General features: G+C 40.5%; 24 protein-coding genes, 1 tRNA gene and 1 pseudogene. 13 read left to right on the top strand and 13 right to left on the bottom strand.

Features of this window, described 5'->3' with window-relative positions; genetic code table 11:
* Positions 1 to 281: 281 nt before the first annotated feature.
* The gene (locus tag HMPREF1534_RS10110; protein ID WP_005939933.1) at positions 282 to 950 is read right to left on the bottom strand and encodes a Crp/Fnr family transcriptional regulator; all 669 of its coding nucleotides are present in this window, start codon (positions 948 to 950) and stop codon (positions 282 to 284) included.
* Positions 951 to 1,135: 185 nt separating this feature from the next.
* Between HMPREF1534_RS10110 and HMPREF1534_RS10115 the strand changes: the two genes are divergently transcribed.
* Positions 1,136 to 1,738 (top strand): MarC family protein, encoded by a 603-nt coding sequence (locus HMPREF1534_RS10115; protein WP_005939930.1) that lies wholly within the window; start codon positions 1,136 to 1,138, stop codon positions 1,736 to 1,738.
* Positions 1,739 to 1,836: 98 nt separating this feature from the next.
* Here the strand turns inward: HMPREF1534_RS10115 and HMPREF1534_RS10120 are convergent, their stop codons facing one another.
* Genes HMPREF1534_RS10120 through HMPREF1534_RS10145 form a run of 6 tightly spaced genes read right to left on the bottom strand, consistent with a single transcriptional unit; the run spans position 1,837 to position 6,153 of the window.
* Positions 1,837 to 2,865, bottom strand: coding sequence for an FAD:protein FMN transferase (locus HMPREF1534_RS10120; RefSeq protein WP_005939928.1), 1,029 nt, complete (start codon positions 2,863 to 2,865; stop codon positions 1,837 to 1,839).
* A 10-nt stretch (positions 2,866 to 2,875) separates the two neighbouring features.
* Positions 2,876 to 3,448 carry a manganese efflux pump MntP gene (locus HMPREF1534_RS10125; RefSeq protein WP_005939925.1) on the bottom strand — a complete coding sequence of 191 codons (573 nt, stop codon included), beginning with the start codon at positions 3,446 to 3,448 and terminating at the stop codon, positions 2,876 to 2,878.
* Positions 3,449 to 3,451: 3 nt separating this feature from the next.
* A complete protein-coding gene (locus tag HMPREF1534_RS10130) occupies positions 3,452 to 4,156 on the bottom strand; it encodes a DUF6048 family protein (protein WP_005939923.1) in 705 nt (234 codons plus the stop codon).
* On the bottom strand, positions 4,110 to 4,658 hold the full coding sequence (locus HMPREF1534_RS10135; RefSeq protein ID WP_005939920.1) for a DUF6452 family protein: 549 nt from the start codon (positions 4,656 to 4,658) through the stop codon (positions 4,110 to 4,112). Before HMPREF1534_RS10135 ends, HMPREF1534_RS10130 begins: the two co-directional genes overlap by 47 nt.
* A gap of 2 nt (positions 4,659 to 4,660) precedes the next feature.
* Positions 4,661 to 5,614, bottom strand: a complete 954-nt coding sequence (locus HMPREF1534_RS10140) for a glycosyltransferase family 2 protein (protein ID WP_005939917.1) — start codon at positions 5,612 to 5,614, stop codon at positions 4,661 to 4,663.
* Between the two features lie 5 nt (positions 5,615 to 5,619).
* Positions 5,620 to 6,153, bottom strand: coding sequence for a DUF4199 domain-containing protein (locus HMPREF1534_RS10145; RefSeq protein ID WP_005939914.1), 534 nt, complete (start codon positions 6,151 to 6,153; stop codon positions 5,620 to 5,622).
* A gap of 275 nt (positions 6,154 to 6,428) precedes the next feature.
* On the opposite strand from HMPREF1534_RS10145, the gene HMPREF1534_RS10150 reads away from it, so the two are divergent.
* Positions 6,429 to 6,502: transfer RNA gene (locus HMPREF1534_RS10150), tRNA-Thr, on the top strand.
* 73 nt (positions 6,503 to 6,575) lie between these two features.
* Positions 6,576 to 8,987, top strand: a complete 2,412-nt coding sequence (locus tag HMPREF1534_RS10155; RefSeq protein WP_005939911.1) for a DEAD/DEAH box helicase — start codon at positions 6,576 to 6,578, stop codon at positions 8,985 to 8,987.
* 123 nt (positions 8,988 to 9,110) lie between these two features.
* Here the strand turns inward: HMPREF1534_RS10155 and eno are convergent, their stop codons facing one another.
* Positions 9,111 to 10,406 carry a phosphopyruvate hydratase gene (gene eno / locus HMPREF1534_RS10160; RefSeq protein WP_005939908.1) on the bottom strand — a complete coding sequence of 432 codons (1,296 nt, stop codon included), beginning with the start codon at positions 10,404 to 10,406 and terminating at the stop codon, positions 9,111 to 9,113.
* Positions 10,407 to 10,468: 62 nt separating this feature from the next.
* Positions 10,469 to 10,834, bottom strand: a complete 366-nt coding sequence (crcB, locus tag HMPREF1534_RS10165) for a fluoride efflux transporter CrcB (RefSeq protein WP_005939905.1) — start codon at positions 10,832 to 10,834, stop codon at positions 10,469 to 10,471.
* A 166-nt stretch (positions 10,835 to 11,000) separates the two neighbouring features.
* Between crcB and HMPREF1534_RS0118975 the strand changes: the two are divergent.
* The 6 genes and pseudogenes from HMPREF1534_RS0118975 to HMPREF1534_RS10190 all read left to right on the top strand — a co-directional run.
* A pseudogene (locus HMPREF1534_RS0118975) lies at positions 11,001 to 11,300 on the top strand (BRO family protein); the annotation flags it as partial.
* 323 nt (positions 11,301 to 11,623) lie between these two features.
* On the top strand, positions 11,624 to 12,523 hold the full coding sequence (locus tag HMPREF1534_RS10170) for an Abi family protein (protein WP_005939899.1): 900 nt from the start codon (positions 11,624 to 11,626) through the stop codon (positions 12,521 to 12,523).
* A gap of 884 nt (positions 12,524 to 13,407) precedes the next feature.
* Positions 13,408 to 14,814: an amidophosphoribosyltransferase gene (locus tag HMPREF1534_RS10175; RefSeq protein WP_005939896.1), complete on the top strand. Its 1,407-nt coding sequence runs from the start codon at positions 13,408 to 13,410 to the stop codon at positions 14,812 to 14,814.
* Between the two features lie 105 nt (positions 14,815 to 14,919).
* Positions 14,920 to 16,140 carry a peptidase T gene (gene pepT / locus HMPREF1534_RS10180; RefSeq protein WP_005939893.1) on the top strand — a complete coding sequence of 407 codons (1,221 nt, stop codon included), beginning with the start codon at positions 14,920 to 14,922 and terminating at the stop codon, positions 16,138 to 16,140.
* Between the two features lie 39 nt (positions 16,141 to 16,179).
* Entirely contained in the window at positions 16,180 to 17,265 is a 1,086-nt protein-coding gene (gene gcvT, locus HMPREF1534_RS10185; RefSeq protein WP_005939890.1) for a glycine cleavage system aminomethyltransferase GcvT, read from the top strand.
* Positions 17,266 to 17,458: 193 nt separating this feature from the next.
* Positions 17,459 to 19,726, top strand: coding sequence for a cation:proton antiporter (locus tag HMPREF1534_RS10190; RefSeq protein WP_005939886.1), 2,268 nt, complete (start codon positions 17,459 to 17,461; stop codon positions 19,724 to 19,726).
* Positions 19,727 to 19,855: 129 nt separating this feature from the next.
* Here HMPREF1534_RS10190 and HMPREF1534_RS10195 read toward each other — a convergent pair whose 3' ends face one another.
* The 4 genes from HMPREF1534_RS10195 to HMPREF1534_RS10210 form a co-directional block, all read right to left on the bottom strand.
* Positions 19,856 to 20,284: an RNA-binding S4 domain-containing protein gene (locus tag HMPREF1534_RS10195; protein WP_005939883.1), complete on the bottom strand. Its 429-nt coding sequence runs from the start codon at positions 20,282 to 20,284 to the stop codon at positions 19,856 to 19,858.
* Positions 20,284 to 20,847 carry an aminoacyl-tRNA hydrolase gene (gene pth / locus HMPREF1534_RS10200; RefSeq protein WP_005939880.1) on the bottom strand — a complete coding sequence of 188 codons (564 nt, stop codon included), beginning with the start codon at positions 20,845 to 20,847 and terminating at the stop codon, positions 20,284 to 20,286. Before pth ends, HMPREF1534_RS10195 begins: the two co-directional genes overlap by 1 nt.
* A gap of 24 nt (positions 20,848 to 20,871) precedes the next feature.
* Positions 20,872 to 21,468, bottom strand: a complete 597-nt coding sequence (locus tag HMPREF1534_RS10205; RefSeq protein WP_005939878.1) for a 50S ribosomal protein L25/general stress protein Ctc — start codon at positions 21,466 to 21,468, stop codon at positions 20,872 to 20,874.
* A 180-nt stretch (positions 21,469 to 21,648) separates the two neighbouring features.
* A complete protein-coding gene (locus HMPREF1534_RS10210) occupies positions 21,649 to 22,035 on the bottom strand; it encodes a PUR family DNA/RNA-binding protein (RefSeq protein ID WP_005939875.1) in 387 nt (128 codons plus the stop codon).
* A 193-nt stretch (positions 22,036 to 22,228) separates the two neighbouring features.
* Between HMPREF1534_RS10210 and nusB the strand changes: the two genes are divergently transcribed.
* From nusB to coaE, 4 genes are read left to right on the top strand one after another with little or no spacing between them, the layout of a single operon-like run.
* Positions 22,229 to 23,155: a transcription antitermination factor NusB gene (gene nusB, locus HMPREF1534_RS10215; protein WP_005939871.1), complete on the top strand. Its 927-nt coding sequence runs from the start codon at positions 22,229 to 22,231 to the stop codon at positions 23,153 to 23,155.
* A gap of 57 nt (positions 23,156 to 23,212) precedes the next feature.
* Complete coding sequence (yajC, locus tag HMPREF1534_RS10220) at positions 23,213 to 23,524, top strand: preprotein translocase subunit YajC (RefSeq protein WP_005939868.1); 312 nt, start codon at positions 23,213 to 23,215, stop codon at positions 23,522 to 23,524.
* Positions 23,525 to 23,538: 14 nt separating this feature from the next.
* A complete protein-coding gene (locus tag HMPREF1534_RS10225; protein ID WP_005939864.1) occupies positions 23,539 to 24,552 on the top strand; it encodes a CdaR family protein in 1,014 nt (337 codons plus the stop codon).
* A complete protein-coding gene (gene coaE / locus HMPREF1534_RS10230; protein WP_005939861.1) occupies positions 24,545 to 25,141 on the top strand; it encodes a dephospho-CoA kinase in 597 nt (198 codons plus the stop codon). Before HMPREF1534_RS10225 ends, coaE begins: the two co-directional genes overlap by 8 nt.
* Position 25,142: the final 1 nt, after the last annotated feature.

Below are 25,142 nucleotides of genomic sequence, written 5' to 3'. Positions count from 1 at the left end.
AAAAGTCTCATTCACCTCATTCTATCTATATATTTAACAAAGTATATTAAATGGATGCCATATGCTAACAAACTTGTTGATTGAAATTCTGCCAGGATAGGCATAAAAAATGATGGGTTGTGTCTAAACGTTGATAATGCTGTCATTTTGTTAATAGGTAGGGGCGAGGTTTGCTCGCCCGAAAACAGCTTGTTTGTGGATTACTCCCAAGGTCGCCACCACCGGTTCGGGCAGGCAACCCCTGCCCCTGTAGTTGACGATTTGAGAGACTGTTTCAGTTTTTATTCAGAGAGCTTTTCCATGGCAGGGATGAAGATTTCTTTTCTACTTAATTCTACTAAGCCTTTTTCCTGCATATCGTTCAGCTCTTTTGAGACATTGATGCGGGTTTCGTCAATTAAACCGGCCAGATCTTCCATTTTTATTTTTAATCGCTTTTCACCCTCTGGTCTCATAGAACGTGATAAAATGAAGTTGATAATCTTTTCTTTGGGACTTCCTATATAGCTGTTCCATAATTTATTATAAGCAATTTGGGCACGATTGCTTAATATGTTTAAGTAATTGAGACGGAAAATTTCATAATTATTCAATTCGGACAGAACAAATGCTTTGTCAATGCTGACCAAGTTCAAATCTGTACGCGCTCTATACGTGGCGATATAGTTGGGATGCATGCCGAACAGAGAATAGGGTTCCAATACAAAAGGACTTCCAAATGTTTCGTGTAAAGAGTATGACTTTTGCTCATCGACAATCTGAGAAGAGATTTCACCGTTTAACAGAAAGATAAGTTCAGTACATGGCTCTCCTTGTTCTACAATAATCTCGTCTGCATTGTATTTCCGGAAATGCAATTTTACTTTGCCTAAGATGCTCGTGAAGTCATTCTTACATAATCCTTGGAACAAAGGGAGTTGTAATAGTGTATCGTACATTGTAATTTCCATAAGTTCTAATCTTCGTTAAGTTATAGTTTAACATACAAAGGTAACGATAAAACGAGATTTATTATTTAGAGTTGCATTCTGTTTTATCTTTTTTATTGTTTCTTACAGTCTACTAATGTTTTAAGATAAAAGCTTGTACAGTGCATAAAAAATAAATATATTTGCAGCTAAAAAAGGAGGTAAGTATGTTTGGTTCTTTCGACTTTCAGGAGTTTTTGAGTGCATTTATCGTTCTTTTTGCTGTAATAGATATTATCGGTTCTATACCTATTATATTGAATTTGAAGCAGAAAGGAAGAAATGTGAATGCTAACAAGGCAACATTTATTTCTTTCGCGTTGTTGCTGGGGTTCTTTTATGCCGGCGATATGATGTTGAAGTTGTTTCAGGTAGATATTGCTTCGTTTGCAGTAGCCGGTGCTTTTGTTATTTTTCTGATGTCACTGGAGATGATATTGGATATTGAAATATTTAAAAACCAGGGACCTATTAAAGAGGCAACGTTGGTGCCGTTGGTATTTCCTTTGTTGGCCGGTGCCGGTGCTTTTACGACTTTACTTTCGCTGCGTTCCGAATATGCTCCGGTTAACATTGTAATAGCGTTGGTGCTGAATATGGTATGGGTTTATGTGGTTTTAAAACTGACCGACCGTATAGAGCGTTTTTTGGGGAAAGGTGGTATTTATGTGATTCGTAAATTCTTTGGTATCATTCTTTTGGCTATTTCCGCCCGGCTTTTTACTGCTAACCTGACTCTGCTGATAGAACAGTTCCAGAATTTGAAATAAGCAGGTTGTGGAAACATCAACCTGTAAGGGAATGTGTCAACGTTCTAATCTATTATTTTAGTTTTGACACACTCCCGGATGCATTCATGAATACATCGTTATTTTAGATTATTGGCATGGACTATGTACTTCTTCATTCCTTCAGTGAAGAATATCTCATATTCGCCATTCTCGCCTGAACAGATGAAATAAGCTTCCAGCTCGGGGTGTTTTGCACAAAAAGCTTTTGCATTATCTAGCCCCATCACCATAAATGCAGTGGCATAGGCGTCGGCTGTGGTGCAATCACGGGCAATAACGGTGGAAGAAAGAATACTGTGTTGTACCGGATAACCGGTGCGAGGGTCGATGGTGTGAGAGTATTTCTTTCCACCTTTATAATAGAAATTGCGATAATTACCTGATGTTGCCATGCCCACATTGCTTATTTCAAGAATTGTCTGTAATTCCTGGTTGACGGACAAGGAATCGTCTATTGGTTTATTAATCCCGATTCGCCATGCATTCATTTTAGGATTTTTTCCGTTTACAATCACCTCTCCGCCAATATCAATCATGTAGTTTTTAATACCTTTACTGTTGAATAACTGTGCAATTATATCTACACCGAAACCTTTGGCAATGGCACTGCAGTCCAGCATCATCCGCTCATCTGCCTTTATTATTTTTTCGTTGTTCTGTAACTCTATCTTTTGATAGCCGATAAACTGTTTAAGGCTGTCTACGGTTAATGAGTCCAAAGGGATGGACTTTTTAAATCCAAATCCCCAGGCATTAGTCAGGGGAGCCACTGTTATGTCAAATGCTCCATCGGTTTCTTCGGATATTTTATGAGCCAGATTAAATACATGGGTGAACAGTGTGTCAAGAACCACCTCTTCGTTATGGTTGATGTGGCTGATGATTGAATTGGGGTTGAAAGGGGATAGGGAATTATCCACTTTCTTCAATTCAGCTTCGATTTCTTTCTTTAAATCTTTGTCACTTTGGTAGGTGATTTTATAGACTGTACCGAAAATAAATCCTTCGTCTGTGCGGAAAGGAGGTTGCTTTTTCAGAATGATAACCGTTCCCACAATCAGCACCACAAGAAAGGGTAACTGCCAGATTAGTTTTTTTTTATTCATAATATTATAATTAGTTGAGATAAAGATGTTCTATTAAAATTTTGATGCCGATGGCTATCAGGATTAAACCTCCCCACAGTTCTGTCCGAAGGTTAAACCGCTTTCCGCAGAATACTCCTATCAGATTGCCTGCCATAGAAAGGACGAAGGAGGTAAAGCCGATAATTGCTATTGGAGAAAGAATGGACATGAATGAATTCATGCCTACGAAGGCAAAGGAGATGCCGACAGCCAACGCATCGATACTGGTGGCTACAGCCAGTGTCAATACTACTTTTAAGCGGGTAGGGTCAAAACAACATTTATCATCGTTGCTGAGCCCTTCTTTTATCATTCGTCCTCCCAAAAAAGCCAAAAGGCCGAAAGCTATCCAGTGGTCATAGTCTTTTATCAAATGGCTGAACCGGCTGGCACAGAACCATCCAATAAGGGGCATAACGGCCTGAAAGAGTCCGAAAAAGAATGCCATTACAAAAAAAGTGCGTCGGCAGATGCGACGCATGATGATTCCGCTTGTTATGGATACCGTGAAACAATCCATAGCAAGACTGATTGCCAAAAGCCAAATCTCTAGTGTGTTCATTCACTAAAAAGGTAATTTATAGATTAAACTGTATGTTCCGATAGTAAAATGGTTAGCTTTGTTCTTGCCGAATCCGGGGATATACCAGGGTTCTGTATTTCCTGTTTTCTTCATGCTGGTGCGTACCCGGTAGCGCACAGAAAGCCCCATATAAAAATTCTTGTATACCTTGGTCGTAAGCCCTCCCACCAGTTCTACCCATCCGGCATTGCTTTTTACCCCATTGTAGGTAAACGGAACGGTGATGTTTCCCCAAGTCGGGTCGACCATTGCGGGAGCATCGACGTCGTATGTGAAAGAGGTGAAGCCATAGCGTATACCTCCATACGCGTAACCGGGGAGATGAGGCTTTTTGAAAAGAATATTGTAATTCATACCGATACGAAAATAAGGTGCTGAAGCCTTATAATGAATATTGGTTTCGTCATCGGTGGTGTCTGTATGACCGTAACCGATTTCTATAATAGGGATGAAGCGGTTTTTTAAGTTTACCTCCACACTCACCTCGGCACTGGTAAAGTCACTGCCGAATATTTTACTTCCCAGGCCAAATACATCTAAGCCCACATACGTGCCCTGATACAGAGGTACGGTGGCTTTTTCTTCTGTTGTTGCCGTTTTCTTTTCTTGGGCTGTAGAGCGTAAGGGGCATAACAGTAAGCTACTCCCTAATAGTATAGTATATATTAAAGTTTCTCTTTTCTTCATTGTTGATATCCGGGTTTACAATCACTACAGAATCCAGTGAGTTTGTTGTATAATTGATATTTTCCACCTGATAGAACATCATGGTGCCACACTCTATATCGCTAATAAAAGGGATGTTGCGATGCGTTATTTCAATCACGTCTTTCAGCTTTTCATTGTAATGTATCGTATAAGTAGTTTTTGATGTATAACTGAGTGGAAGGCTGAAGCTGCTCAAGTCACTTTCTTTGTTGTAAATGGTGTCTGTCAAGACAGAGTCTTTCACAACTGTATCTGTTATGGTTCCGTCCGGCAATGTGTCTTTTACTGTAACGTCGGCCACGGTAGTACCTGTAATGGTGACCTCGGAAGTCAGTTTGACGGACGAATGGCTGTCACTGCTCAGTAAGTCGAAATGTGCAAGGGATGTTGTACTCAGGGGACAATCGCTTTCGCTGCATCCCTGCCATAAGTATCCTGATGCAGTCAGGAACAATAGGATGGTAATTGGTAATTTCTTCATTCTCAAAACTCTTCTTCTATTTTATAGTTGTTGCGTTCGGGAGCGTTGCGTGCTATTAACTCACCGATGAATCCGGCAAGGAATAATTGTGTGCCCAGTATCATTAACGTCAAAGCCAGATAGAAATAGGGCGAATCCGTTATCAGGGTATAAGGCAGGCCGTTTGTTAGGTTGTATAATTTGTTAGCACCGATGATGACTACGGAAATAAATCCGAAGATAAACATCAGTGATCCTAAGAAGCCGAACATGTGCATCGGTTTGACGCCAAATTTAGATAGAAACCACAAAGTGATTAAGTCAAGATATCCGTTGAAAAAACGATTCAGTCCGCCAAATTTGGTCTTTCCGAATTTGCGTGCCTGATGGTGCACTATCTTTTCTCCGATTTTAGAGAAGCCGGCATTTTTTGCCAAATAGGGGATGTAGCGGTGCATTTCACCGTATACTTCGATGTTCTTGATCACGTCCCGGCGATAGGCTTTGAGCCCGCAATTGAAGTCGTGCAGGTTGTTGATGCCGGATACGGCACGTGCTGTAGCATTGAAAAGCTTGGTGGGGATGGTCTTTGACAAGGGGTCGTAGCGTTTTTGCTTGTAGCCCGATACCAAATCATAACCTTCCTTGGTAATCATTCTGTAGAGTTCGGGAATTTCGTCCGGGCTGTCTTGCAAATCGGCATCCATCGTGATAACCACATTGCCTTGCGCCTTTTCGAATCCGCAATAGAGTGCAGGGGATTTGCCGTAATTACGGCGGAATTTGATTCCTTTTACTTTATCCGATTGGGTGCGTAGATTTTCTATTACCTCCCAAGAGCGGTCTGTACTGCCGTCATTTACAAATATTACTTCATAGCTGAAATGGTTGTCATCCATTACGCGTTGAATCCAGGCAAAGAGCTCCGGCAAAGATTCCTCTTCATTATACAGTGGAATAACTACAGATATATCCATGTGTCTTATTGGTTTTTCGGTTTACGCATTATCAGCAATGCCGTAGGGATTGCTATCAGCATGCCGTAAAATATATTATTTGATATCAACTGGAAAGTGATTTGCAATGGAGTCAGTGCTGCCACCATATCAAAGGCTTCCTGCAATTGGTCGATAGAAGGTAAAAGTTCTGCTTGGGCAGTTGTCTTGAATTGGTTAATCATATTCTGATAGAATTCAAAAACAAAACCGCCGTCAATGAAATGGAAATAGATATAATGGACTACTGCTACGAATAGGGATGCGAACATATACATAAATATTGTAAACAGCAATGCTTTCCCAAAGCTGATTGCATTGTTGCAATAACGTTCTCTGTATTTTTTAGCAAAAATATAGCCCAAAATAGGGACACCTAATGTAAGTACAATAAACAGGAGTAATAGGAAAGGTATTCTCAGTCCTAAAGGAAAAAGCATGAACTTAAAGGACCAAAGCAGTCCCATGCCCGTGCCATAGCGCATTGCGCATTCTTGAAGAGTTGGTTTACGTTCAGTCATTCTTTATTGATAAGTGCACAAAATTAATAAGTCTACAAAAGTACGGCTTTTATTAAGAATACATGCTATATTTAGGGGTGAAAAATGTATTTTTTCTGCTAAAATCAAAAAAAAGTGCATGAGAGTATTGCAGTTTCAAAAAATATATCTACCTTTGCACTCGCAAAACAAAAATGGGTAAGTCCTATACGGCCAGCTCCTGATGAATCCTCCAGGGCTTGATCGCAGCAAAGGTAGTTGGTTGTAGCGGCGCGATATAGTAAGCTTACCCACCCGCCTCTTTAGCTCAGTTGGCCAGAGCACGTGATTTGTAATCTCGGGGTCGTTGGTTCGAATCCGACAAGAGGCTCAGAAAGACAAAAGGAATGGAGTAAGTCTTCATTCCTTTTTCTATTTATAATCATCCAGCTAATTTTTTCTTCATGAAGGAAACAAATATTGCAACTGCATCTTTACCACAGCAATGTCGCCCGGCCGTAAAAGAACTTTTAAAGGAAATATATGGCTATACTGATTTTCGTGATTTTGAAGTCTATAATGATTTGTCTTCCGGCAAAGATAAACTAAAAATTTCCCAAGGACAATTGATAGAAGAGGTTATTGAAGAGTCTGAAAAATCGATGAAGACGGATTCGGTTTATAATTTCTTGTTGACAGCGCCAACGGGAGCCGGTAAATCTTTATTGTTCCAGCTTCCTGCCATTTATTTGGGACAAGAATATAAGTTACTTACAATTGTGATTTCTCCTTTGAAGGCTTTGATTGTTGATCAAGTGGAAAATCTGCGTGATTTGGGATATGAAAAGGTGTCTTATGCATCTTCCGATCTTTCACCTGAAGAAAAAAATGAGGCATACCGTCAGGTGCGCGAGGGAGAGACGGATTTATTTTATCTTTCTCCCGAATTATTGTTGGCTTATGATATTAAACATTTTATAGGTGACCGTCGGATAGGATTGATTGTGGTGGATGAGGCACATACGGTAACTACATGGGGGAAGGAATTCCGTGTGGATTATTGGTTTCTGGGTCGTCACTTGGATAATTTGAAGAAGAACTTGGGCTATGCTTTTCCGGTTTTTGCATTGACTGCAACTGCCGTTTGGAATCCTCGCGGGGGAAATGATATGGTTTTTGAAACCATCCGCTCTTTGCGTATAGACCCTTGCAGACTGTTTGTGGGAACAGTGAAGCGCGAAAATATCGGCTTTGATATTCGTTTGCTTACTATTGAAGAAGATGAGAATTATGATAAGGCGAAACAACGTGTCATTATCGGACGTACCGATGATTTTCTGGATGAACATAAAACTATCATGTATTATCCTTTTGCCGGCAGCATAGACACTCGGATTAAAATGTGGGTGCGTTCTACTAACTGGCGATTGGTGTCTTCTTATTATGGAAAGAAGGACAAGGCTCAGAAGGCAGCGATTGTTGAAGCTTTTAAGGAAGGTGACAAACGGATGATTATTGCGACAAAAGCATTCGGTATGGGTATTGACATCAGTGATATTGACCGGGTGTATCATGTGGCTCCTTCGAGTACATTTGTTGACTATATTCAGGAGATAGGACGTGCGGCACGTGATAAAAGTATTAAAGGTATTGCGGCCACCGACTTTCATGAACGGGATTTCTATTTTATGAAACGCTTACACTCTGCCGGAGCCATTACGCAAAATCAGTTGGGGATGATTTTGAAGAAGCTTTGGGAAATCTATTTGATGAAGGGCAAAAGCAAGGAGATGCAAGTGTCTTTGTCGGATTTTGAGTTTGCAGTGAAACTTCCTCGTAAGCAGAACAAGTTGGAATATGAATCGGATTTGGGACAAGTGATAAAAACGGCTTTGTTATGGATAGAGGAAGATTTATCCAGCCGTTTTGGAGGACAGCCCATTGAGATAAATTCCCGGACCCTCTTTACAGATGGATATGTACAGGAAAAAACAGGGGATACTGCTTTCAGGGAAACGTATAAAAAGTTTATGACTCCCGTGGTCGGTGCGGAAGGTATTTATAAGGTATCTTTTGAAGCATTGTGGGAAAGCTGTTTCTCGGAAATGGGTTATCGGGAGTTTAAGCGCGATTTATATAATGGTAATTTGTTTGAAGGAGTCCGTGCGGCGGCTGTCGGCAAACATGAGGTATTGCTGAAAGAAGATGCAGGAGATATATGCACAAAACTGGCGAGTCTGCTGAAACGGTTGAAAGATTTGCTGACTGTTAGTTTGTATGGCAATAAGGGCAAGTTTGAAGAAGATGATTTGCGCAGTATCTTTGCCGAATATGATATGGATGTTCCTTCGGCAAAACGTTTCCTTTCTTCTTTGCTGGAATCGAGAGTGGAGGAGGGAAGAAGCGTCAGCTATATCAGTAGCACGAAGAAAAAGGATGAAGACAAGTTGGTTTTTACTGTTACCCGAGGCTTTGACTTGTTGCTCTCACGTTATCAGAAGCTCTGCTCTCAGCGTATTACAGGAGTGAAAGGAGATTTGTTGCTGTTTTACACCACGCCTTTTTCAGACCTAAACATGCTTCTCAATCTTTTGTCAATGCTCAATGTGGTCGATTTTACTGTCGAAGGTGGTGTGCCTTCGGTAGAGGTGACTGTTAATATGCCTGAAGTGCTGGAGAAAGAGGTGACATCGGAAGCTTATAAAAACTTCGTGCTTGAAAATAATGAAAAGATATTCCTTGAACAGATAGAGCTGTTCCAATTGTTTTTTGGTAATACTTCCTTGGATGATGAGCAGAGATGGGAGTTTATAGAAGACTATTTCACGGGAATGAATGTGGAAGAAATGAAGAAAAAATATAGCCCCTTGGGATAGGACTAAAAGGGAGTGTGTTAAAACTAAACCGGGCTATCCCATCGTCAGGCTGTAGGGGCAGCATTATCCATGTTTTGACACACTCCCGAAATGCTATGTCAGGCGGTGACTTTACATGCCTTCTTATACTTTGAAATCATGTGCAATTTTCTTGTATCCGTAAACGGCACGGCTTCCCAATTCTTCTTCTATGCGTAGCAGTTGGTTGTATTTGGCCATACGGTCACTGCGACTTAATGAACCGGTCTTGATTTGTCCGCTGTTGGTAGCAACAGCGATGTCGGCAATAGTTGCATCCTCCGTCTCACCCGAACGGTGACTGGTAACAGTGGTATAGCCATTACGTTGAGCCATTTCGATGGCGTCCAATGTTTCGGTCAGCGAACCGATTTGGTTTACTTTAATCAGGATAGAATTGGCACAACCTTCGCTGATTCCTTTCTCCAGGAATTTCACGTTTGTTACGAACAGGTCATCACCTACCAGTTGACAGCGATTTCCAAGACGTTCGGTCAGCATACGCCAGCCTTCCCAGTCATTTTCTGCCATACCGTCTTCAATGGAGTCGATAGGATAATCCCAACACAGTTTTTCCAGATAAGCCACTTGCTCTGATGCAGTACGCTTTTCACCTTTTGTTCCTTCAAATTTCGTATAATCATAGATTCCATCATGGTAGAACTCTGAAGAAGCGCAGTCCAAACCGATAGTGATGTGTTTGAATGGCTCATAACCGGCTGCTTCAATGGCTGCCAAAATGCAATTCAATGCATCCTCGGTTCCATCCAACACAGGAGCGAAACCTCCTTCGTCGCCAACAGCAGTGCTCAGTCCGCGCTTCTTTAATACGGTTTTCAGTGCGTGGAAAACTTCTGCTCCCATGCGCAATGCTTCGTGAAATGATTTGGCACCGACAGGGCGAATCATAAATTCCTGAAAAGCGATGGGAGAATCGGAATGCGAACCTCCGTTGATGATATTCATCATGGGCACGGGCAATACGTACGTGTTTGTTCCTCCTATATATCTATATAAAGGTATATCCAGATAATTTGCCGCTGCCTTTGCCACAGCCAGTGATACGCCCAGAATGGCATTGGCTCCGAGTTTGGACTTAGTGGGGGTACCGTCTAAAGCCAGCATAGCCATATCAATGCCGCGTTGGTCTGATGAGTCCATGCCGGTCAATGCCGGAGCAATGATATTATTAATGTTGTCTATGGCTTTCAGAACTCCTTTTCCTCCATAACGGGTCTTGTCTCCGTCGCGTAATTCCAAAGCTTCATGTTCACCGGTGGATGCACCCGACGGAACAGATGCACGTCCCATGATACCGGATTCTAATGTTACGTCTACTTCTACAGTGGGGTTGCCACGTGAGTCAAGAATCTCTCTTCCTTTAATCTTTGCTATTTTCATATTGATTCTAAAATTTAATTGGGTGGTTTTATGATAATAACAAAAAAGGAAGAGATTTTGTTCTATTCACTCATCCAAACTCCGAGCATGACTCCGATAATTCCTAAAACCACGCTGCCAATCGCGTATGCAAAGAAGGTGGGATAAAAACCTGATTTTAATAATTGAAGGCTTTCATTGCTGAAAGTAGAGAAAGTGGTGAACCCGCCGCAAAGTCCGATAGTGAGCAATAGACGTAATTCATTGGTGATATGAATGCGTGAGGTGAGCGTATAAAAAACACCTATCAGTATGCAACCCAGGAAGTTGACGGCAAAAGTCCCCCATGGGAAAGCCGTCCCTGTCTGGCGCTGAATGGCAATGGTAAGTAAGTAACGAAGCACGCTTCCTGTTCCTCCTCCGATAAAGATATATAATAATGATTTCATAACTGCTGCATTTTAATGCAAAAATAGCAAGGATTATTCATTCGGAGAGAAATTTTTTCTGTAATTCTGGAAAGTTTTTCTTATCGGCTTATAATAAAGGCTTTGGGAGTAGATGCCCGATTGTGAGGTAATGACTTAGCAACTATTATGTTTACAGCATTCTGCTGATGTAGTAGCTGTCTTAACGGATAGTGTTGATGCAACGGCCTATTGGCGTAAGTTAAAACAAAGGTTAAAGAAGGAAGGTAATGAAACCGTGACAATTTGTCACGGTTTGAAAATGCTTGCGGCTGACGGCGAAATGTGCCTGACTGATGTGGCTGACACACAGCAACTTCTCCGCTTCATTCAATCTATTCCATCGCCCAAAGCAGAACCTTTTAAGCTATGGATGGCGCAAGTGGCTGCCGAACGTCTTGACCAAATGCAAGATCCCGAACTTTCCATTAACCAAGCATTAATGGACTAGGATTTATTAAATTTAATAACAAGCTGATATTAAGAATTTTATAATGCAGTTATAAAGAAGAAGATACAATTTAGTACCATTTTAGTATCTATATTTTGTCATGGTTATACTCACCTTAAATAGCTGTCATACGACTTTTGAAATGTAATAAAAGCTATTTTAGGAACTATTTTAGGAACTATTTTAGGAACAAAACTTAGGAACAAAACCATGAAAAATTTTATAGTTCAGAATAGTTTTATTACCTTTGCAGCATTAGAACCTGCCAAGCCTCTCAACGATGCTCAAATCGGCGGGTCGTTTTTTTTATTATACCTTATATGAGAGCAAGTTTTGCCAAACCATATTCTTCTCCTGAACAAATCGTTCAGATACTAAAGCAACGTGGTATGCTTATGGATGACGAGCGGAAAGTTGAGAACTATCTGATGAATATCGGTTATCACCGTCTTTCAGCCTACATCTACCCGTTCTACAAAAGTCCAAAGAGTGACTTGCAACTAAAAGAAGGGACGACATTCGAGCAAGTCTTGGTGCTCTACCGCTTTGACAAGAAGTTACGCATTCTTCTCTTTAATGAGATTGAAAAAATAGAAGTTGTCATTCGCAGCGTCTTGGCTAATATCGGCTGTCAAGAATTTGGTGATAAGTACTGGATAACAAAGGCGGACTATTTTGCTAACGCTGAAAAATTCAATCAGACGCTGGCTGTCATAGAAAAGGAACTTACATCAAGCAAGGAAGATTACATTGAGGATTTCAGGCACAATTATGTTGAAAACTATCCTCCGGCATGGATGATTACCGAAGTCTTGTCTTTCGGCAACTTGAACTATATTTATTCCAATATTGCCAGCAACAAGCTGATGAAAGGCATCGCTAATTATTTCGGCTTGAAACCGCAGGTTTTCACTTCGTGGTTGACCGTACTTGCCAATCTTCGCAATATGTGTTGCCATCATGCAAGAATATGGAACAGGGATTTTATGTTAAACCCAGCAGAACCGCGCAAGACTTCAAATGCTTGGATAGATACTTCCCAAATAGACAAGAAAAGGATTTTCTATAGGCTGTGTATTATTCGATATTTTCTGTCATCAGTTTCACCCAAAAACAATTTCAACGAAAAGATTGTTGATTTATTGGCTCGTTTTCCTTCGATAGATATTACGGCTATGGGATTTTGCAGGAACTGGGCTGACGAGGAGCTATGGTACTGAGAGTATATAGATTATAAATGTCTCATAAAAGACAAATGATGCCAACAAAAGAATTTAAAATGTAACTTTTGTCAGCATCATTCACATCTTTTAAAGAACACATGGAGGTGGCGGAAGAGGGTGGAGAAAATAAACAGTAATCGTGAAATACCCAAAGTGGCTTGCCGTGCAATGACTGAATTCATAAAAAAATAACTGTGTTTTTCGCCATACAAACGGAAAAATCTGTCTCTTCCTTCCTCCTTTCATTAGTCGTTGAAACGCCCTGTTATGGCGGATTTCGGTAGTGAATGGACATCTCGTATTGTCTTTTCAGCCTCCTTTCATCTGTAAGACTTTTTTTGATACAGATAAATACTGAAGGCAGATTTGAAAGCAGCTTGGGAAGCACGACTGAAAGGAGAATGAATGGATATCCTGTCATTTTTAATCGATTGATTGATAATGTGTTTTGGCTAATATGTAAGGATGAACGGAAAGAAGGAATGATCGGCTTAGTGAGGGGATGATTCCATCTGCCCCTATGTGAAAAAGATGCCGAGCTTTTTGAAAAAGGTCGGTGTGTTTCCGTAAAACCTCGGCATCTTTTTAATAAACTTACCGAGCTTTTTTGAAAACCTCAAGGTCTTTTTGCAGCACTCAGCCTGATCATAGGTCTATACATACGGTGGCATCAGCCTACACATATATATGCGTAAGCCTACACGTACGTACGCATCGGGCCACACGTACGTATGCATTGTATCGGGTGGTGGAATGTTAGGTCGGATTTGTCACAGCAAACATTTTATTCATAAGCTATTCGGTACCATTTTGTTTTTTTTGTTCGTTTATTCCAGAGATTTTAGTAATTTTGCACCCTAAACAAAAAACAGCAAAAAGGAATGGGTGGTTTTTTTGGAACAGTCTCAAAGACTGAGTGCGTTACCGATTTATTTTACGGAACGGACTATAATTCACATTTAGGTACAAAAAGAGGAGGCTTGGCTACTTATGCCAAGGGAGAAGGATTTATGAGGTCTATCCATAATTTGGAAAACTCTTATTTCCGCACAAAGTTTGAATTGGAACTCCCGAAGTTTAAAGGTAACTCGGGTATAGGTATTATTAGTGATACAGATCCTCAGCCGATAGTAATCAATTCGCATTTGGGTAAATTTGCCATTGTTACAGTAGCCAAGATTCAGAATATTTCGGAACTGGAGCGTGACTTGCTGGCTGCGAATATGCATTTTTCCGAAATGAGTTTGGGAAAGACAAACCCAACGGAATTGATAGCATTGCTTATTGTTCAGGGCAAGGACTTTGTAGATGGCATCGAAAATGTATTTAATAAGATAAAAGGGTCGTGCTCCATGTTGCTGCTGACCGAAGACGGTATTATTGTGGCGCGTGATAAATGGGGACGTACTCCCATCGTGATTGGTAAGAAAGAGGGGGCTTATGCTGCGACCAGCGAGTCGAGCAGTCTGCCGAATCTGGATTATGAAATTGAAAAATATGTGGGCCCCGGCGAAATTATCCGCTTGCGTGCCGATGGAATGGAACAAATGCGCAAGCCGAATGAAGGAATGCAGATTTGTTCTTTTTTGTGGGTGTATTATGGTTTCCCGGTTTCTTGCTATGAGGGTAGGAATGTGGAGGAAGTGCGTTTTATGAGTGGTTATAAAATGGGGCAGAAGGATAATTCGGAAGTGGATTGTGCCTGTGGTATTCCTGATTCCGGCGTAGGTATGGCGCTGGGGTATGCCGAAGGAAAAGGCATTCCTTATCATCGTGCCATAACCAAATATACTCCCACATGGCCCCGCAGCTTTACTCCTGCCAATCAGGAAATGCGTTCGTTGGTAGCAAAAATGAAGCTGATTCCCAATCGTGCCATGCTGGAAGGAAAACGTGTTTTGTTTTGTGATGATTCCATTGTACGTGGAACTCAACTTCGTGATAATGTGAAGATTTTATATGATTATGGAGCAAAAGAGGTTCACATGCGTATTGCGTGCCCGCCGTTGATTTACAGTTGTCCTTTCCTTGGCTTTACTGCATCAAAAGGTGACTTGGAGCTGATAACACGCCGCATGATTAAGGAAATAGAAGGAGATGAGAATAAAGATCTTGAAAAATATGCTGCAACAGATTCACCTCAATACCAAAAGATGGTGCAAATGATTGCCGACCGTTTCGGATTGACTTCGTTGAAGTTCAATACATTGGAAACCTTAATTGAAGCTATCGGTTTGCCAAAGTGCAAAGTTTGTACGCATTGTTTTGATGGTTCCAGTTGTTTCTGATATCAAAATAATAAGATAGAATGAAAAAAGAGCCGTGAATTGTTTGGCAATTCACGGCTCTTTTCCTATTTTTACAGCATTGAATATTAAAAATAGGAAGATAAAATGACACTGATAGAACGATTTTTAAAGTATGTAAGTTTCGATACTCAATCAGACGATAATAGTGGTGTGACGCCCAGTACACCCAAACAAATGGTATTTGCACAATACTTGAGATCTGAATTGGAACAACTGGGCTTTGAAGAAATTTCATTGGACGAGAATGGTTATCTTTTTGCTACCTTGCCGGCAAATACCGACAAACCGGTACCAACGATAGGATTTATTGCTCACATGGATACCAGTCCTGATATGACCGGTGCAGGAGTGACTCCGCGTATCGTTTATGGTTATGACGGTTCGGATATTGTCTTGTGTGAGGAAGAGAATGTTGTTCTTTCTCCTAATCGGTTCCCTGAATTGCTGGACCACAAAGGAGAAGATTTGATTGTAACCAATGGAAAGACGCTGCTGGGAGCTGACGATAAGGCCGGTATTGCAGAAATCATTACTGCGATGGTTTATTTGAAAGAGCATCCCGAAATTAAACATGGAAAGATTCGGGTAGGTTTCAATCCAGATGAAGAAATTGGGTTGGGTGCTCATAAGTTTGATGTGGAAAAGTTTGGTTGTGAATGGGCTTATACAATGGATGGAGGAGAGGTAGGTGAGCTGGAATTTGAAAATTTCAATGCAGCCTCTGCCAAAGTAGTTGTAAAGGGTCGTAACGTGCATCCGGGATATGCCAAGAATAAGATGATAAATTCCATGTGTGTGGCCAATCAGTTTATGAATTTATTGCCGGATGGAGAGACTCCCCAGTGTACAGAAAACTATGAAGGATTCTATCATTTGGTAGGTATTACCGGTGAGGTGGAACAAACTACGCTGTCTTACATCATTCGTGACCATGACCGTGCCAAATTTGAAGCGCGTAAAGAGAATATGTTGAAGTGGGCAGCTGAGATTAATAAGAAATATGGTGAAGAAACAGTGACAGTAGAATTGAAAGATCAGTATTATAATATGCGTGAAAAGATTGAACCGGTCATGCATATTATCGATATAGCTTTCAAGGCGATGGAAGAAGCCGGTGTGACTCCGAAGGTGAAAGCGATTCGTGGCGGAACGGATGGCGCACAACTTTCTTTCAAAGGACTGCCTTGTCCGAACATTTTTGCCGGCGGTCTGAATTTCCACGGCAGATATGAGTTTGCTCCTATTCAGTCATTGGAAAAAGCCATGATGGTAGTGGTGAAGATTTCAGAATTGGTGGCAAGATAAGACGAATATAATAACCTTAAAAAATAATTGAATAATAACATGAAAACGACTCCGTTTACCGAGAAACACATTGCTCTGGGAGCAAAGATGCACGAATTTGCCGGCTATAATATGCCTATCGAATATTCGGGAATTATCGATGAACATCTCACTGTATGCAATGCAGTGGGTGTATTTGATGTTTCCCACATGGGAGAATTTTGGGTAAAAGGCCCGAATGCATTGGCTTTCTTGCAGCAAGTGACTTCTAATAATGTAGCTGTTTTGCCTATTGGTAAGGCTCAGTATACTTGTTTCCCCAACGAAGAGGGAGGTATTGTAGATGATTTATTGGTATATCATTACGAACCGGAAAAATACTTGTTGGTTGTGAATGCTGCCAATATAGAGAAAGACTGGAATTGGTGTGTCAGCCATAACACGGCGGGTGCTGAATTGGAAAATGCTTCCGATCGCATGGCGCAGTTGGCTATCCAGGGTCCGAAAGCAATGGAGGTTTTGCAGAAACTCACTTCGGTGAATCTGTCTGAAATACCTTATTATGCGTTTACTACCGGAGAATTTGCCGGTCAGAAAGACGTGATTATTTCTAATACCGGATATACCGGAGCCGGAGGCTTTGAGCTTTATTTCTATCCTGAAGCCGGTGAAGCGATTTGGAATGCCATCTTTGAAGCCGGTGCTCCTGAAGGTATCAAGCCTATAGGACTGGGTGCACGCGATACTTTGCGCCTGGAGATGGGATTCTGTCTTTATGGTAATGATCTGAGTGATACCACTTCTCCATTGGAGGCGGGCTTAGGTTGGATTACCAAGTTTGTTGAAGGAAAGGATTTTACAGCACGTGCTATTCTTGAAAAGCAGAAAGCAGAAGGTTTGAATCGCAAATTGGTTGGTTTTGAAATGATTGATCGCGGTATACCTCGCCATGGTTATGAGTTGGTAAATGCAGAGGGAGAAAAGGTTGGTGAAGTAACCAGTGGAACGATGTCTCCGATTCGTAAAATCGGCATCGGTATGGGATATATTCAAACTGCTTATGCTACACCGGGCACAGAGGTTTTCATTGATGTGCGTGGACGCAAATTAAAGGCGATGGTTGTCAAACCACCGTTCAGAAAGTAATATTATTCATTTTTTTTATCTCCTTCATCTTGCCTGTGATATGGGTGGAGGAGATTTTTTTTGCCAACCTGCCATAATATTTATCGTTATGCAGACAATGAGTTAAAACAAAGTACTTATCACAAAATAAGCAGGTGAAAGACTCCACAGTTGATAGATAATTTATAATTTTGCAGGCAAAAAAAATATTGTTATGTCAGAATTGGCTCCCCTTATAAGTGACCTCGCCTTGATTCTTATTTGCGCCGGTATTATGACGCTGATATTTAAACGGTTGAGGCAGCCTTTAGTCTTGGGCTATATTGTAGCCGGGTTTTTGGCAAGCCCGCATATGCCTTATACACCATCAGTAATAGATACGGCAAATATTCATACTTGGTCTGATATCGGTGTTATTTTCCTACTTTTTGCTTTAGGATTGGAGTTTAGTTTCAAAAAGCTTATGAAAGTCGGAGGTACTGCTATTATAGCGGCGTGTACCATTATATTTTGTATGATATTGGTCGGGATGGTAGCCGGTTGGTCTTTTGGATGGAAACACATGGACTGCCTTTATCTGGGCGGTATGCTGGCAATGTCTTCAACGACCATTATTTATAAGGCATTCGATGATTTGGGGTTACGGCAGCAACGGTTTGCCGGGTTGGTGCTTAGCATTTTGATACTGGAAGACATTCTTGCCATTGTGTTGATGGTGATGCTGAGTACAATGGCTGTAAGTAAGAATTTTGAGGGTACGGAGATGATTTACAGTATTGGTAAGTTAGTATTCTTTCTGATTCTTTGGTTTGTAGTAGGAATATATCTTATTCCTATTTTTCTGAAACGTTCACGTAAGTGGATGGGGAGTGAAACATTACTTATCGTTTCTTTGGCTATGTGCTTTGGAATGGTAGTACTGGCGGCAAAAGTTGGTTTTTCTCCGGCTTTCGGTGCTTTCATCATGGGTTCTATTTTGGCGGAGACGGTAGAGGCAGAGAGTATAGAGAAACTGGTGGCGCCGGTTAAGGATTTGTTTGGCGCAATATTCTTTGTTTCGGTTGGTATGATGGTGGACCCTGCCATGATTGTGGAGTATGCATGGCCCATTGTTGCCATTACTTTATCTATTCTTTTGGGACAGGTTATATTTGGAACCGGAGGTGTGATTCTTGCAGGTCAGCCACTAAAGGTGGCAATGCAGTGTGGTTTTAGCCTGACGCAGATTGGAGAGTTTGCTTTCATTATCGCTTCATTAGGAGTAAGCCTGCATGTAACCAGTGATTTTCTGTATCCTATAGTGGTAGCGGTTTCGGTTATTACTACGTTCCTTACTCCTTATATGATTCGTCTTGCTGTTCCCGCTTATCATCGGGTAGAGAAGGTTTTGCCAAACAAATGGAGAAAAATTTTAGATCGCTACTCTTCGGGTTCGCAGACGGTGAACCATGAGAATAATTGGAGAAAACTATTGACCGCTATTATTCGCATTGTCGCCATCTATTCGGTGCTTTGCATTGCGGTAATTGTCCTTTCTTTCCATTTCATCATTCCTCTGTTTCGGGCAAGTTTACCTTTGTTTTGGGCGAATTTGGCGGGTGCAGTGTTTACAATTGTATGTATATCGCCATTTTTGCGTGCTATTATTATGAAGAAGAATCATTCAGTTGAGTTTCAGGCATTGTGGCAGGATAATCGTTATAACCGTGCTCCGTTATTATCTACCATTTTATTGCGCATGGTGATAGCTGTGGCTTTTGTTTTGTTTATTATCGAGAATATTTTCAAGGCATCTACTGCATTGATGGTTGGTATTGCTATTATTTTGGTTTGTATGATGATGCTTTCGCGCTGGTTGAAGAAACAGTCTATTTTTATGGAACGTACTTTTATACAGAATTTACGCTTCCGTGATATGCATGCTGAATTTACGGGACAGAAGCGGCCGGAATATGAGGGACATTTATTGTCACGTGATATTCATCTTTCGGATTTCGAGGTGCCGGCGGATTCTCTTTGGGCAGGACATACACTGAAAGAGTTGAATTTGGGATATAAATATGGGGTGCATGTTGCTTCTATTATTCGCGGGATGCATCGTATCAACATTCCGGGTGCCAATGTCCGTTTGTTTCCCGGCGATACAATTCAGGTTATCGGTACGGATGAGCAGTTGGGGGAATTTGCCCGTCAGGTGGAGCGAGTCTCTTCTGCTGCTGAAGAAGAGGATATTGAGAAGCGTGAGATGAACTTGAAGCAGTTTATGGTGGATGGTAATTCTCTTTTCTTGGGTAAGAGTATTAAGGAGAGCGGTATTCGTGATGATTATAGATGTTTGGTGGTAGGGGTAGAACGAGGCGATGGTAATTTGATCCGACCGGATGTTAATATGATTTTTTGTGAAGGTGATGTAGTATGGGTAGTGGGCGAGAGAGATGATGTTTATCATTTGTTGGGTAAGAAGAAAGAGATACAATATTAATATATAAGTTGTGAAGTATTTATATCCCTATGATTAGCATGTATGGCCTTGCACATATACGTGTAGGCTCATACATATTTTCACTTCGTTCTGATGGAAAACAAGGGGGATATTAATACTTATTAGTATCTATTCCTCTTCAAAGTCAAAATCGAAATCAAAGTCATCATCGTCCGGCAAATATTCCGGTGTGATAAACTCATCCATACTGCGTCGGTCTTTCTTTGTAGGACGTCCGGTGCCACGGGCGCGATCGACAAAACCGCTGATTTTACTCATTTCCAATAGTTCATATTGTTCCGGTGAAGTAACATTCTCCAGAATTTCAGGAATAAGTTTTGCACCGACACGTTTTTCTATTGCTTGTAAAACTTTGAAAGAATAAGTGATAGGCGGTTTGCGTACCTCTATCACATCTCCCGGTTTCACCGTACGTGCCGGTTTGACTTGTGAACCGTTTATGCTTACACGGCCCTTTTTACAAGCTTCTGCAGCTATTGTGCGCGTTTTAAAGATGCGTGACGCCCACATCCATTTATCTATTCTTGCTTCAGCCATTACTTTTTATTGTATTGGTTCATGGTTATATTAATACCGGCCAGGCAGAAACTTTTGATTATTTCACATGCTAATTCCACACGTTCGTCCATAGTTTTCATATCTTCCTCTGTAAAGTGTCCCAATACAAAATCTATTTGCCCTCCGCGTGGAAAGTCATTGCCAATACCAAAGCGCAGGCGGGCATATGCTTGAGTTCCTAATGTGGCGGCTATATGCTTCAATCCGTTATGACCGGCATCGCTACCCTTACTTTTCAGGCGTAAAGCTCCGAAAGGAAGGGCTAAGTCATCTACTATTATCAACACATTTTCCAATGGAACGTTTTCCTTCTGCATCCAATAACGTACAGCGTTGCCACTCAGGTTCATATATGTAGAAGGCTTCAACAAGATAAGTTGACGTCCTTTGAGTGACATGGTGGCAGTAGCACCGTAACGGCCATCGGTAAAAACAAGATTGGACGCCTTTGCAAGGGCGTCCAATACATTGAATCCTATGTTGTGACGGGTATTTCGGTATTCTTCACCTATATTACCCAGTCCTACAATCAAATATTTCATTGAAAAGGATTAAGGGGTTAGTAATTATTTACCTGCAGTTGCAGCAGCACCACGTGCGGCACGAGTTAATTTAACTGCACAAACAACAGCTTCCTTGGCATTAATTAATTCCAATCCTTCATAGTGTAATTCGCCAACTTTGATGGTTTTACCCAAGCCTAAAGCAGTAACGTCAATAGTCAGACGTTCAGGAATTGCATTATATAAAGCTTTAACTTTCAGTTTACGCATCTGCAATGCCAATTTACCACCGGCACGTACACCTTCTGCCAAACCTTCCAACTGAACGGGAACTTCCATTACAATAGGTTTAGCTTCGTCAATCTGATAGAAGTCAACGTGAAGGATAGAATCCTTAACAGGGTGGAACTGAATATCTTTCATGATAGCGTTTACTGTTTTGCCATCGATATTCAAATCTACAACGTAGATGTGCGGTGTGTATACCAGATTACGCAAACCGTCGGTAGTTACTGAAAAATGAGTTGCTACAGGATTTCCGTTTTCATCTTTCTGTACTCCGTATACTACGCAAGGAACACCATTGTTTTTACGCAATTCACGAGTTGCTTTCTTTCCGAGGTCTGTTCTTACAGAACCTTTAATTTCAATTGATTTCATTGTTCTTTAAATTTTTTGTGTTACTCTAAATTAAGTTGATTTTGTTGCTTAATTCGCCATCACACGATGTGGTATATCACACGATGGAGCTTAAAAAAGCGGTGCAAAAGTAATGCTTATTTTTGATTTAACCAAAAAGAGCCCGGATTTTTTAATCCGGACTCTTACTTATACATTAAATCAGAAGTCAATATCTATTTTTATTTCACTAGAGCTTAGAGCTTCTTCACTTTCGTTTTCAGTTCTTTTTTCTTCCGGCATGTCTTCGCTGTGGTGGGGTTCTATCGGACCTTGTTCGTCAGTAATGAACTGAATAGCCTGTTGAAGTCCGTTTGTAAACTTCTCAAAATCCTCTTTATATAGGAAGATTTTATGCTTTTCAAAACTCACTTGTGAATCGTCACCTTCACCCGATACAATTTTCTTACTTTCTGTGATAGCCAAGAACATTTCATCTTTCCGGTTTTTCTTCACATCTAAATAATAAATACGTTTTCCCGCTTTAATGGCTTTTGAGAAAACTATTTCTTTATCACCATCCACTACACTTTTCTTTTTCTCTTCCATAATTTGAATCTTTATAAATCGGCTTCAAAATTGGATATTTTTTTTTAATGGGCAAAGAATTTGCTCATAAACTTCGAAGAAAAAAGCGTTTTCCGCTTTTCTATGCAAATTTTGCATTAAAAAATGTAATTATGTTATGTGAAATCAATGAATTTTCCTACTTTTGCAACTCCTTAATAATTTTATGTGAATTATGATAAATAGAGTTCTTATTCGTCTTAAGATAGTTCAGATAATCTATGCTTATTATCAGAACGGAGGGAAAAACTTGGATACTGCCGAGAAGGAGTTGTTCTTTAGTCTCTCTAAAGCATATGATTTGTATAACTATCTATTGCTTTTAATGGTTGAGGTAACTAAACAGGCTAACAAAAAACTGAATGCTGCGAAAAACAAACTTATCCCTACTAAGGAAGAATTGTTTCCCAACACCAAATTTGTAGAGAATCGTTTTATTGCCCAATTGGAGGTGAATAAACAGTTATTGGATTTTGCCGGCAATCAGAAGAAAACGTGGGAAAATGAAGCGGATTTTGTGAAAAGTCTGTGTGAGCAAATTATGGAAAGTGACATATATAAGGAGTATATGGCAAGTGAAACTTCTTCTTATGAGGAAGACCGTGAAGTATGGCGCAAAATATATAAGAAGATAATCTTCAATAATGCAGAACTTGACCAAGTGCTGGAAGACCAAAGCTTGTATTGGAACGATGACAAGGAAATTGTAGACACTTTTGTTCTTAAAACAATCAAGCGTTTTGAAGAAAAAAATGGTGCTAAACAAGAGTTGTTACCTGAGTTTAAAGATGATGAAGATCAAGATTTCGCACGTCGTTTGTTCCGCCGCGCTATTTTGAATTCTGACTATTATCGTCATCTTATCAGTGAGAATACAAAGAATTGGGATCTTGACCGTGTGGCATTTATGGATGTGATTATCATGCAGATTGCTTTGGCGGAAGTTCTTAGCTTTCCTAATATCCCCGTTAGTGTGTCGCTCAATGAATATGTGGAAATCGCTAAGTTGTATAGTACTCCTAAAAGTGGTGGATTTATTAACGGTACATTGGATGGAATCGTTAATCAATTAAAAAAAGAAAACAAGCTGACGAAAAATTAATATCTTTGTTTGTTATCGTAAGTGTAACAACATTATAAACTAAAAAAACTTGAAAGTATGAATTTATCATTTGTATTTCTGCAGGCTGCAGGCGGAGGCGATTACTCATTCCTGATTATGATGGTAGCTATTTTCGCTATTATGTATTTCTTCATGATTCGTCCGCAGAATAAGAAACAGAAAGAAATTGCAAATTTCCGTAAGAATCTGGAAGTAGGTCAGGAAGTGATAACTGCCGGTGGCATTTATGGAAAAATTAAAGAAATAGAAGATAGTACTGTAGTATTGGAAGTTGCATCAGGCGTGAAGATTAAGATTGATAGAAATTCTATCTATGCTAACGCTGCTGCAAACCAACAAACAAAGTAAAACTTATATAAGCTATGTTCGACAAAAGGAACATACGTATTTACTATTTGAGGACATTAGAGAAAATCAGAAGCTTCCTGCTTAGTCGTAATAGTAGGGAGTTTCTGATTTTCTTGTTTTTTGTATTCGTTTCTTTCTGTTTTTGGTTGCTTCAGATATTGAATGATGATTATGAAACAGAATTTTCGATTCCTCTCCGTATGAAGAATGTCCCCAATAATGTGGTGCTGACTTCCGAGTTACCCAGTGAGTTAAAGATAGGAGTGAAGGATAGGGGAACTGTATTGACCAATTATATGTTGGGGCAAACTTTCTATCCGGTTACAATTGATTTTAAGGATTATGAGAGCAAAGGCACGCAAGTACGTATTCCGGTTTCTACTCTGTTGAAGAAAATTACAGGTCAATTGAACCAGTCGACTCGCTTGCTGACTGTTCGGCCTGACACATTGGAGTTTATTTATACTAAGGGGGAAGCTAAAAAAGTTCCTGTCAAGTTGCAGGGAAAAATTGATTTAGATCGTCAGTATTATATTTCTGATGTTATCTATTCTCCTGATTCGGTAATGGTCTATGCTCCTCAGGAAATATTGGATACCATTACTACGGCCTATACAGAGTCGGTGGTATTAGAGAATCTGTCTGATACGACTCATCGCCGCATCAGTCTGGCAAAAGTGAAAGGAGCCCGGTTTATTCCCGACTTTAATGATGTAACGCTCATGCTGGATGTATATGCAGAGAAGAGTGTGGAGGTACCTGTGCGTGGTGTGAATTTTCCTCCTGATAAAGTATTGCGTACCTTTCCCTCCAAAGTGCAGGTTACTTTTCAGGTCGGACTGAGTCATTTCAAGGCAATTACGGCTGAAGATTTTTTTATAGGAGTGACTTACGAGGAATTACTGAATAATAAAGGAGAAAAGTGTCCGGTGAAACTTAAATCTGTTCCCCGCTATGTGAATCATGTGCGTCTTAATCCGCAAGAGGTGGATTATCTGATTGAACAACAAATAATATTCAATGATTAAGATAGCTATTACCGGAGGTATTGGCAGTGGGAAATCATATATTTCTCACTTACTGGAGACAATGGATGTGCCGGTCTACAATGCTGATAATGAAGCTAAGCGCTTGATGGTATCCGATGAGGGAATTCGTCGGGAGCTTATTGCTTTATTGGGAAAAGAGGTCTATGATAAAGAAGGAGCTTTGAATAAACCTCTGCTCGCTTCTTATCTTTTTTCGGCTCCTGAGCATGTGAGACAAATCAATGCTATTATTCATCCCAGGGTGAGGGAGGATTTTATCCGTTGGATTGGAGAACTGAAAGAGTGTGAGATAGCGGGTATGGAATCTGCCATTCTTTATGAGGCCGGTTTTGAAAATACAGTAGATGCTGTAGTGATGGTTTATGCACCATTGGAGTTAAGGGTGAAGCGGGCTATGCAGCGCGATAATGCAACAGAACAACAGGTGCGTGCACGTATCTTGGCACAACTTGATGACGAAGAAAAACGAAGTAGGGCAGATTTTACGGTTTTGAATGATGGTACTGTTCCGCTGCTTCCACAGTTGACTCAGGTAATTGAAGAATTAAAATCAGGAAAATTCGTATGAT

Source organism: Phocaeicola massiliensis B84634 = Timone 84634 = DSM 17679 = JCM 13223 (genome assembly GCF_000382445.1).
GTDB lineage: Bacteria > Bacteroidota > Bacteroidia > Bacteroidales > Bacteroidaceae > Phocaeicola > Phocaeicola massiliensis.
Note: the sequence above shows the minus strand (reverse complement) of the source record. Positions and strands in the feature narration are given on the sequence as shown.

What these genes read in the sequence shown, in the direction of transcription:
- HMPREF1534_RS10110 (WP_005939933.1), bottom strand. Translation starts at nt 950, where the DNA reads ATGGAAATTACAATGTACGATACACTATTACAACTCCCTTTGTTCCAA.
- HMPREF1534_RS10115 (WP_005939930.1), top strand. Translation starts at nt 1,136, where the DNA reads ATGTTTGGTTCTTTCGACTTTCAGGAGTTTTTGAGTGCATTTATCGTT.
- HMPREF1534_RS10120 (WP_005939928.1), bottom strand. Translation starts at nt 2,865, where the DNA reads ATGAATAAAAAAAAACTAATCTGGCAGTTACCCTTTCTTGTGGTGCTG.
- HMPREF1534_RS10125 (WP_005939925.1), bottom strand. Translation starts at nt 3,448, where the DNA reads ATGAACACACTAGAGATTTGGCTTTTGGCAATCAGTCTTGCTATGGAT.
- HMPREF1534_RS10130 (WP_005939923.1), bottom strand. Translation starts at nt 4,156, where the DNA reads ATGAAGAAAAGAGAAACTTTAATATATACTATACTATTAGGGAGTAGC.
- HMPREF1534_RS10135 (WP_005939920.1), bottom strand. Translation starts at nt 4,658, where the DNA reads ATGAAGAAATTACCAATTACCATCCTATTGTTCCTGACTGCATCAGGA.
- HMPREF1534_RS10140 (WP_005939917.1), bottom strand. Translation starts at nt 5,614, where the DNA reads ATGGATATATCTGTAGTTATTCCACTGTATAATGAAGAGGAATCTTTG.
- HMPREF1534_RS10145 (WP_005939914.1), bottom strand. Translation starts at nt 6,153, where the DNA reads ATGACTGAACGTAAACCAACTCTTCAAGAATGCGCAATGCGCTATGGC.
- HMPREF1534_RS10155 (WP_005939911.1), top strand. Translation starts at nt 6,576, where the DNA reads ATGAAGGAAACAAATATTGCAACTGCATCTTTACCACAGCAATGTCGC.
- eno (WP_005939908.1), bottom strand. Translation starts at nt 10,406, where the DNA reads ATGAAAATAGCAAAGATTAAAGGAAGAGAGATTCTTGACTCACGTGGC.
- crcB (WP_005939905.1), bottom strand. Translation starts at nt 10,834, where the DNA reads ATGAAATCATTATTATATATCTTTATCGGAGGAGGAACAGGAAGCGTG.
- HMPREF1534_RS10170 (WP_005939899.1), top strand. Translation starts at nt 11,624, where the DNA reads ATGAGAGCAAGTTTTGCCAAACCATATTCTTCTCCTGAACAAATCGTT.
- HMPREF1534_RS10175 (WP_005939896.1), top strand. Translation starts at nt 13,408, where the DNA reads ATGGGTGGTTTTTTTGGAACAGTCTCAAAGACTGAGTGCGTTACCGAT.
- pepT (WP_005939893.1), top strand. Translation starts at nt 14,920, where the DNA reads ATGACACTGATAGAACGATTTTTAAAGTATGTAAGTTTCGATACTCAA.
- gcvT (WP_005939890.1), top strand. Translation starts at nt 16,180, where the DNA reads ATGAAAACGACTCCGTTTACCGAGAAACACATTGCTCTGGGAGCAAAG.
- HMPREF1534_RS10190 (WP_005939886.1), top strand. Translation starts at nt 17,459, where the DNA reads ATGTCAGAATTGGCTCCCCTTATAAGTGACCTCGCCTTGATTCTTATT.
- HMPREF1534_RS10195 (WP_005939883.1), bottom strand. Translation starts at nt 20,284, where the DNA reads ATGGCTGAAGCAAGAATAGATAAATGGATGTGGGCGTCACGCATCTTT.
- pth (WP_005939880.1), bottom strand. Translation starts at nt 20,847, where the DNA reads ATGAAATATTTGATTGTAGGACTGGGTAATATAGGTGAAGAATACCGA.
- HMPREF1534_RS10205 (WP_005939878.1), bottom strand. Translation starts at nt 21,468, where the DNA reads ATGAAATCAATTGAAATTAAAGGTTCTGTAAGAACAGACCTCGGAAAG.
- HMPREF1534_RS10210 (WP_005939875.1), bottom strand. Translation starts at nt 22,035, where the DNA reads ATGGAAGAGAAAAAGAAAAGTGTAGTGGATGGTGATAAAGAAATAGTT.
- nusB (WP_005939871.1), top strand. Translation starts at nt 22,229, where the DNA reads ATGATAAATAGAGTTCTTATTCGTCTTAAGATAGTTCAGATAATCTAT.
- yajC (WP_005939868.1), top strand. Translation starts at nt 23,213, where the DNA reads ATGAATTTATCATTTGTATTTCTGCAGGCTGCAGGCGGAGGCGATTAC.
- HMPREF1534_RS10225 (WP_005939864.1), top strand. Translation starts at nt 23,539, where the DNA reads ATGTTCGACAAAAGGAACATACGTATTTACTATTTGAGGACATTAGAG.
- coaE (WP_005939861.1), top strand. Translation starts at nt 24,545, where the DNA reads ATGATTAAGATAGCTATTACCGGAGGTATTGGCAGTGGGAAATCATAT.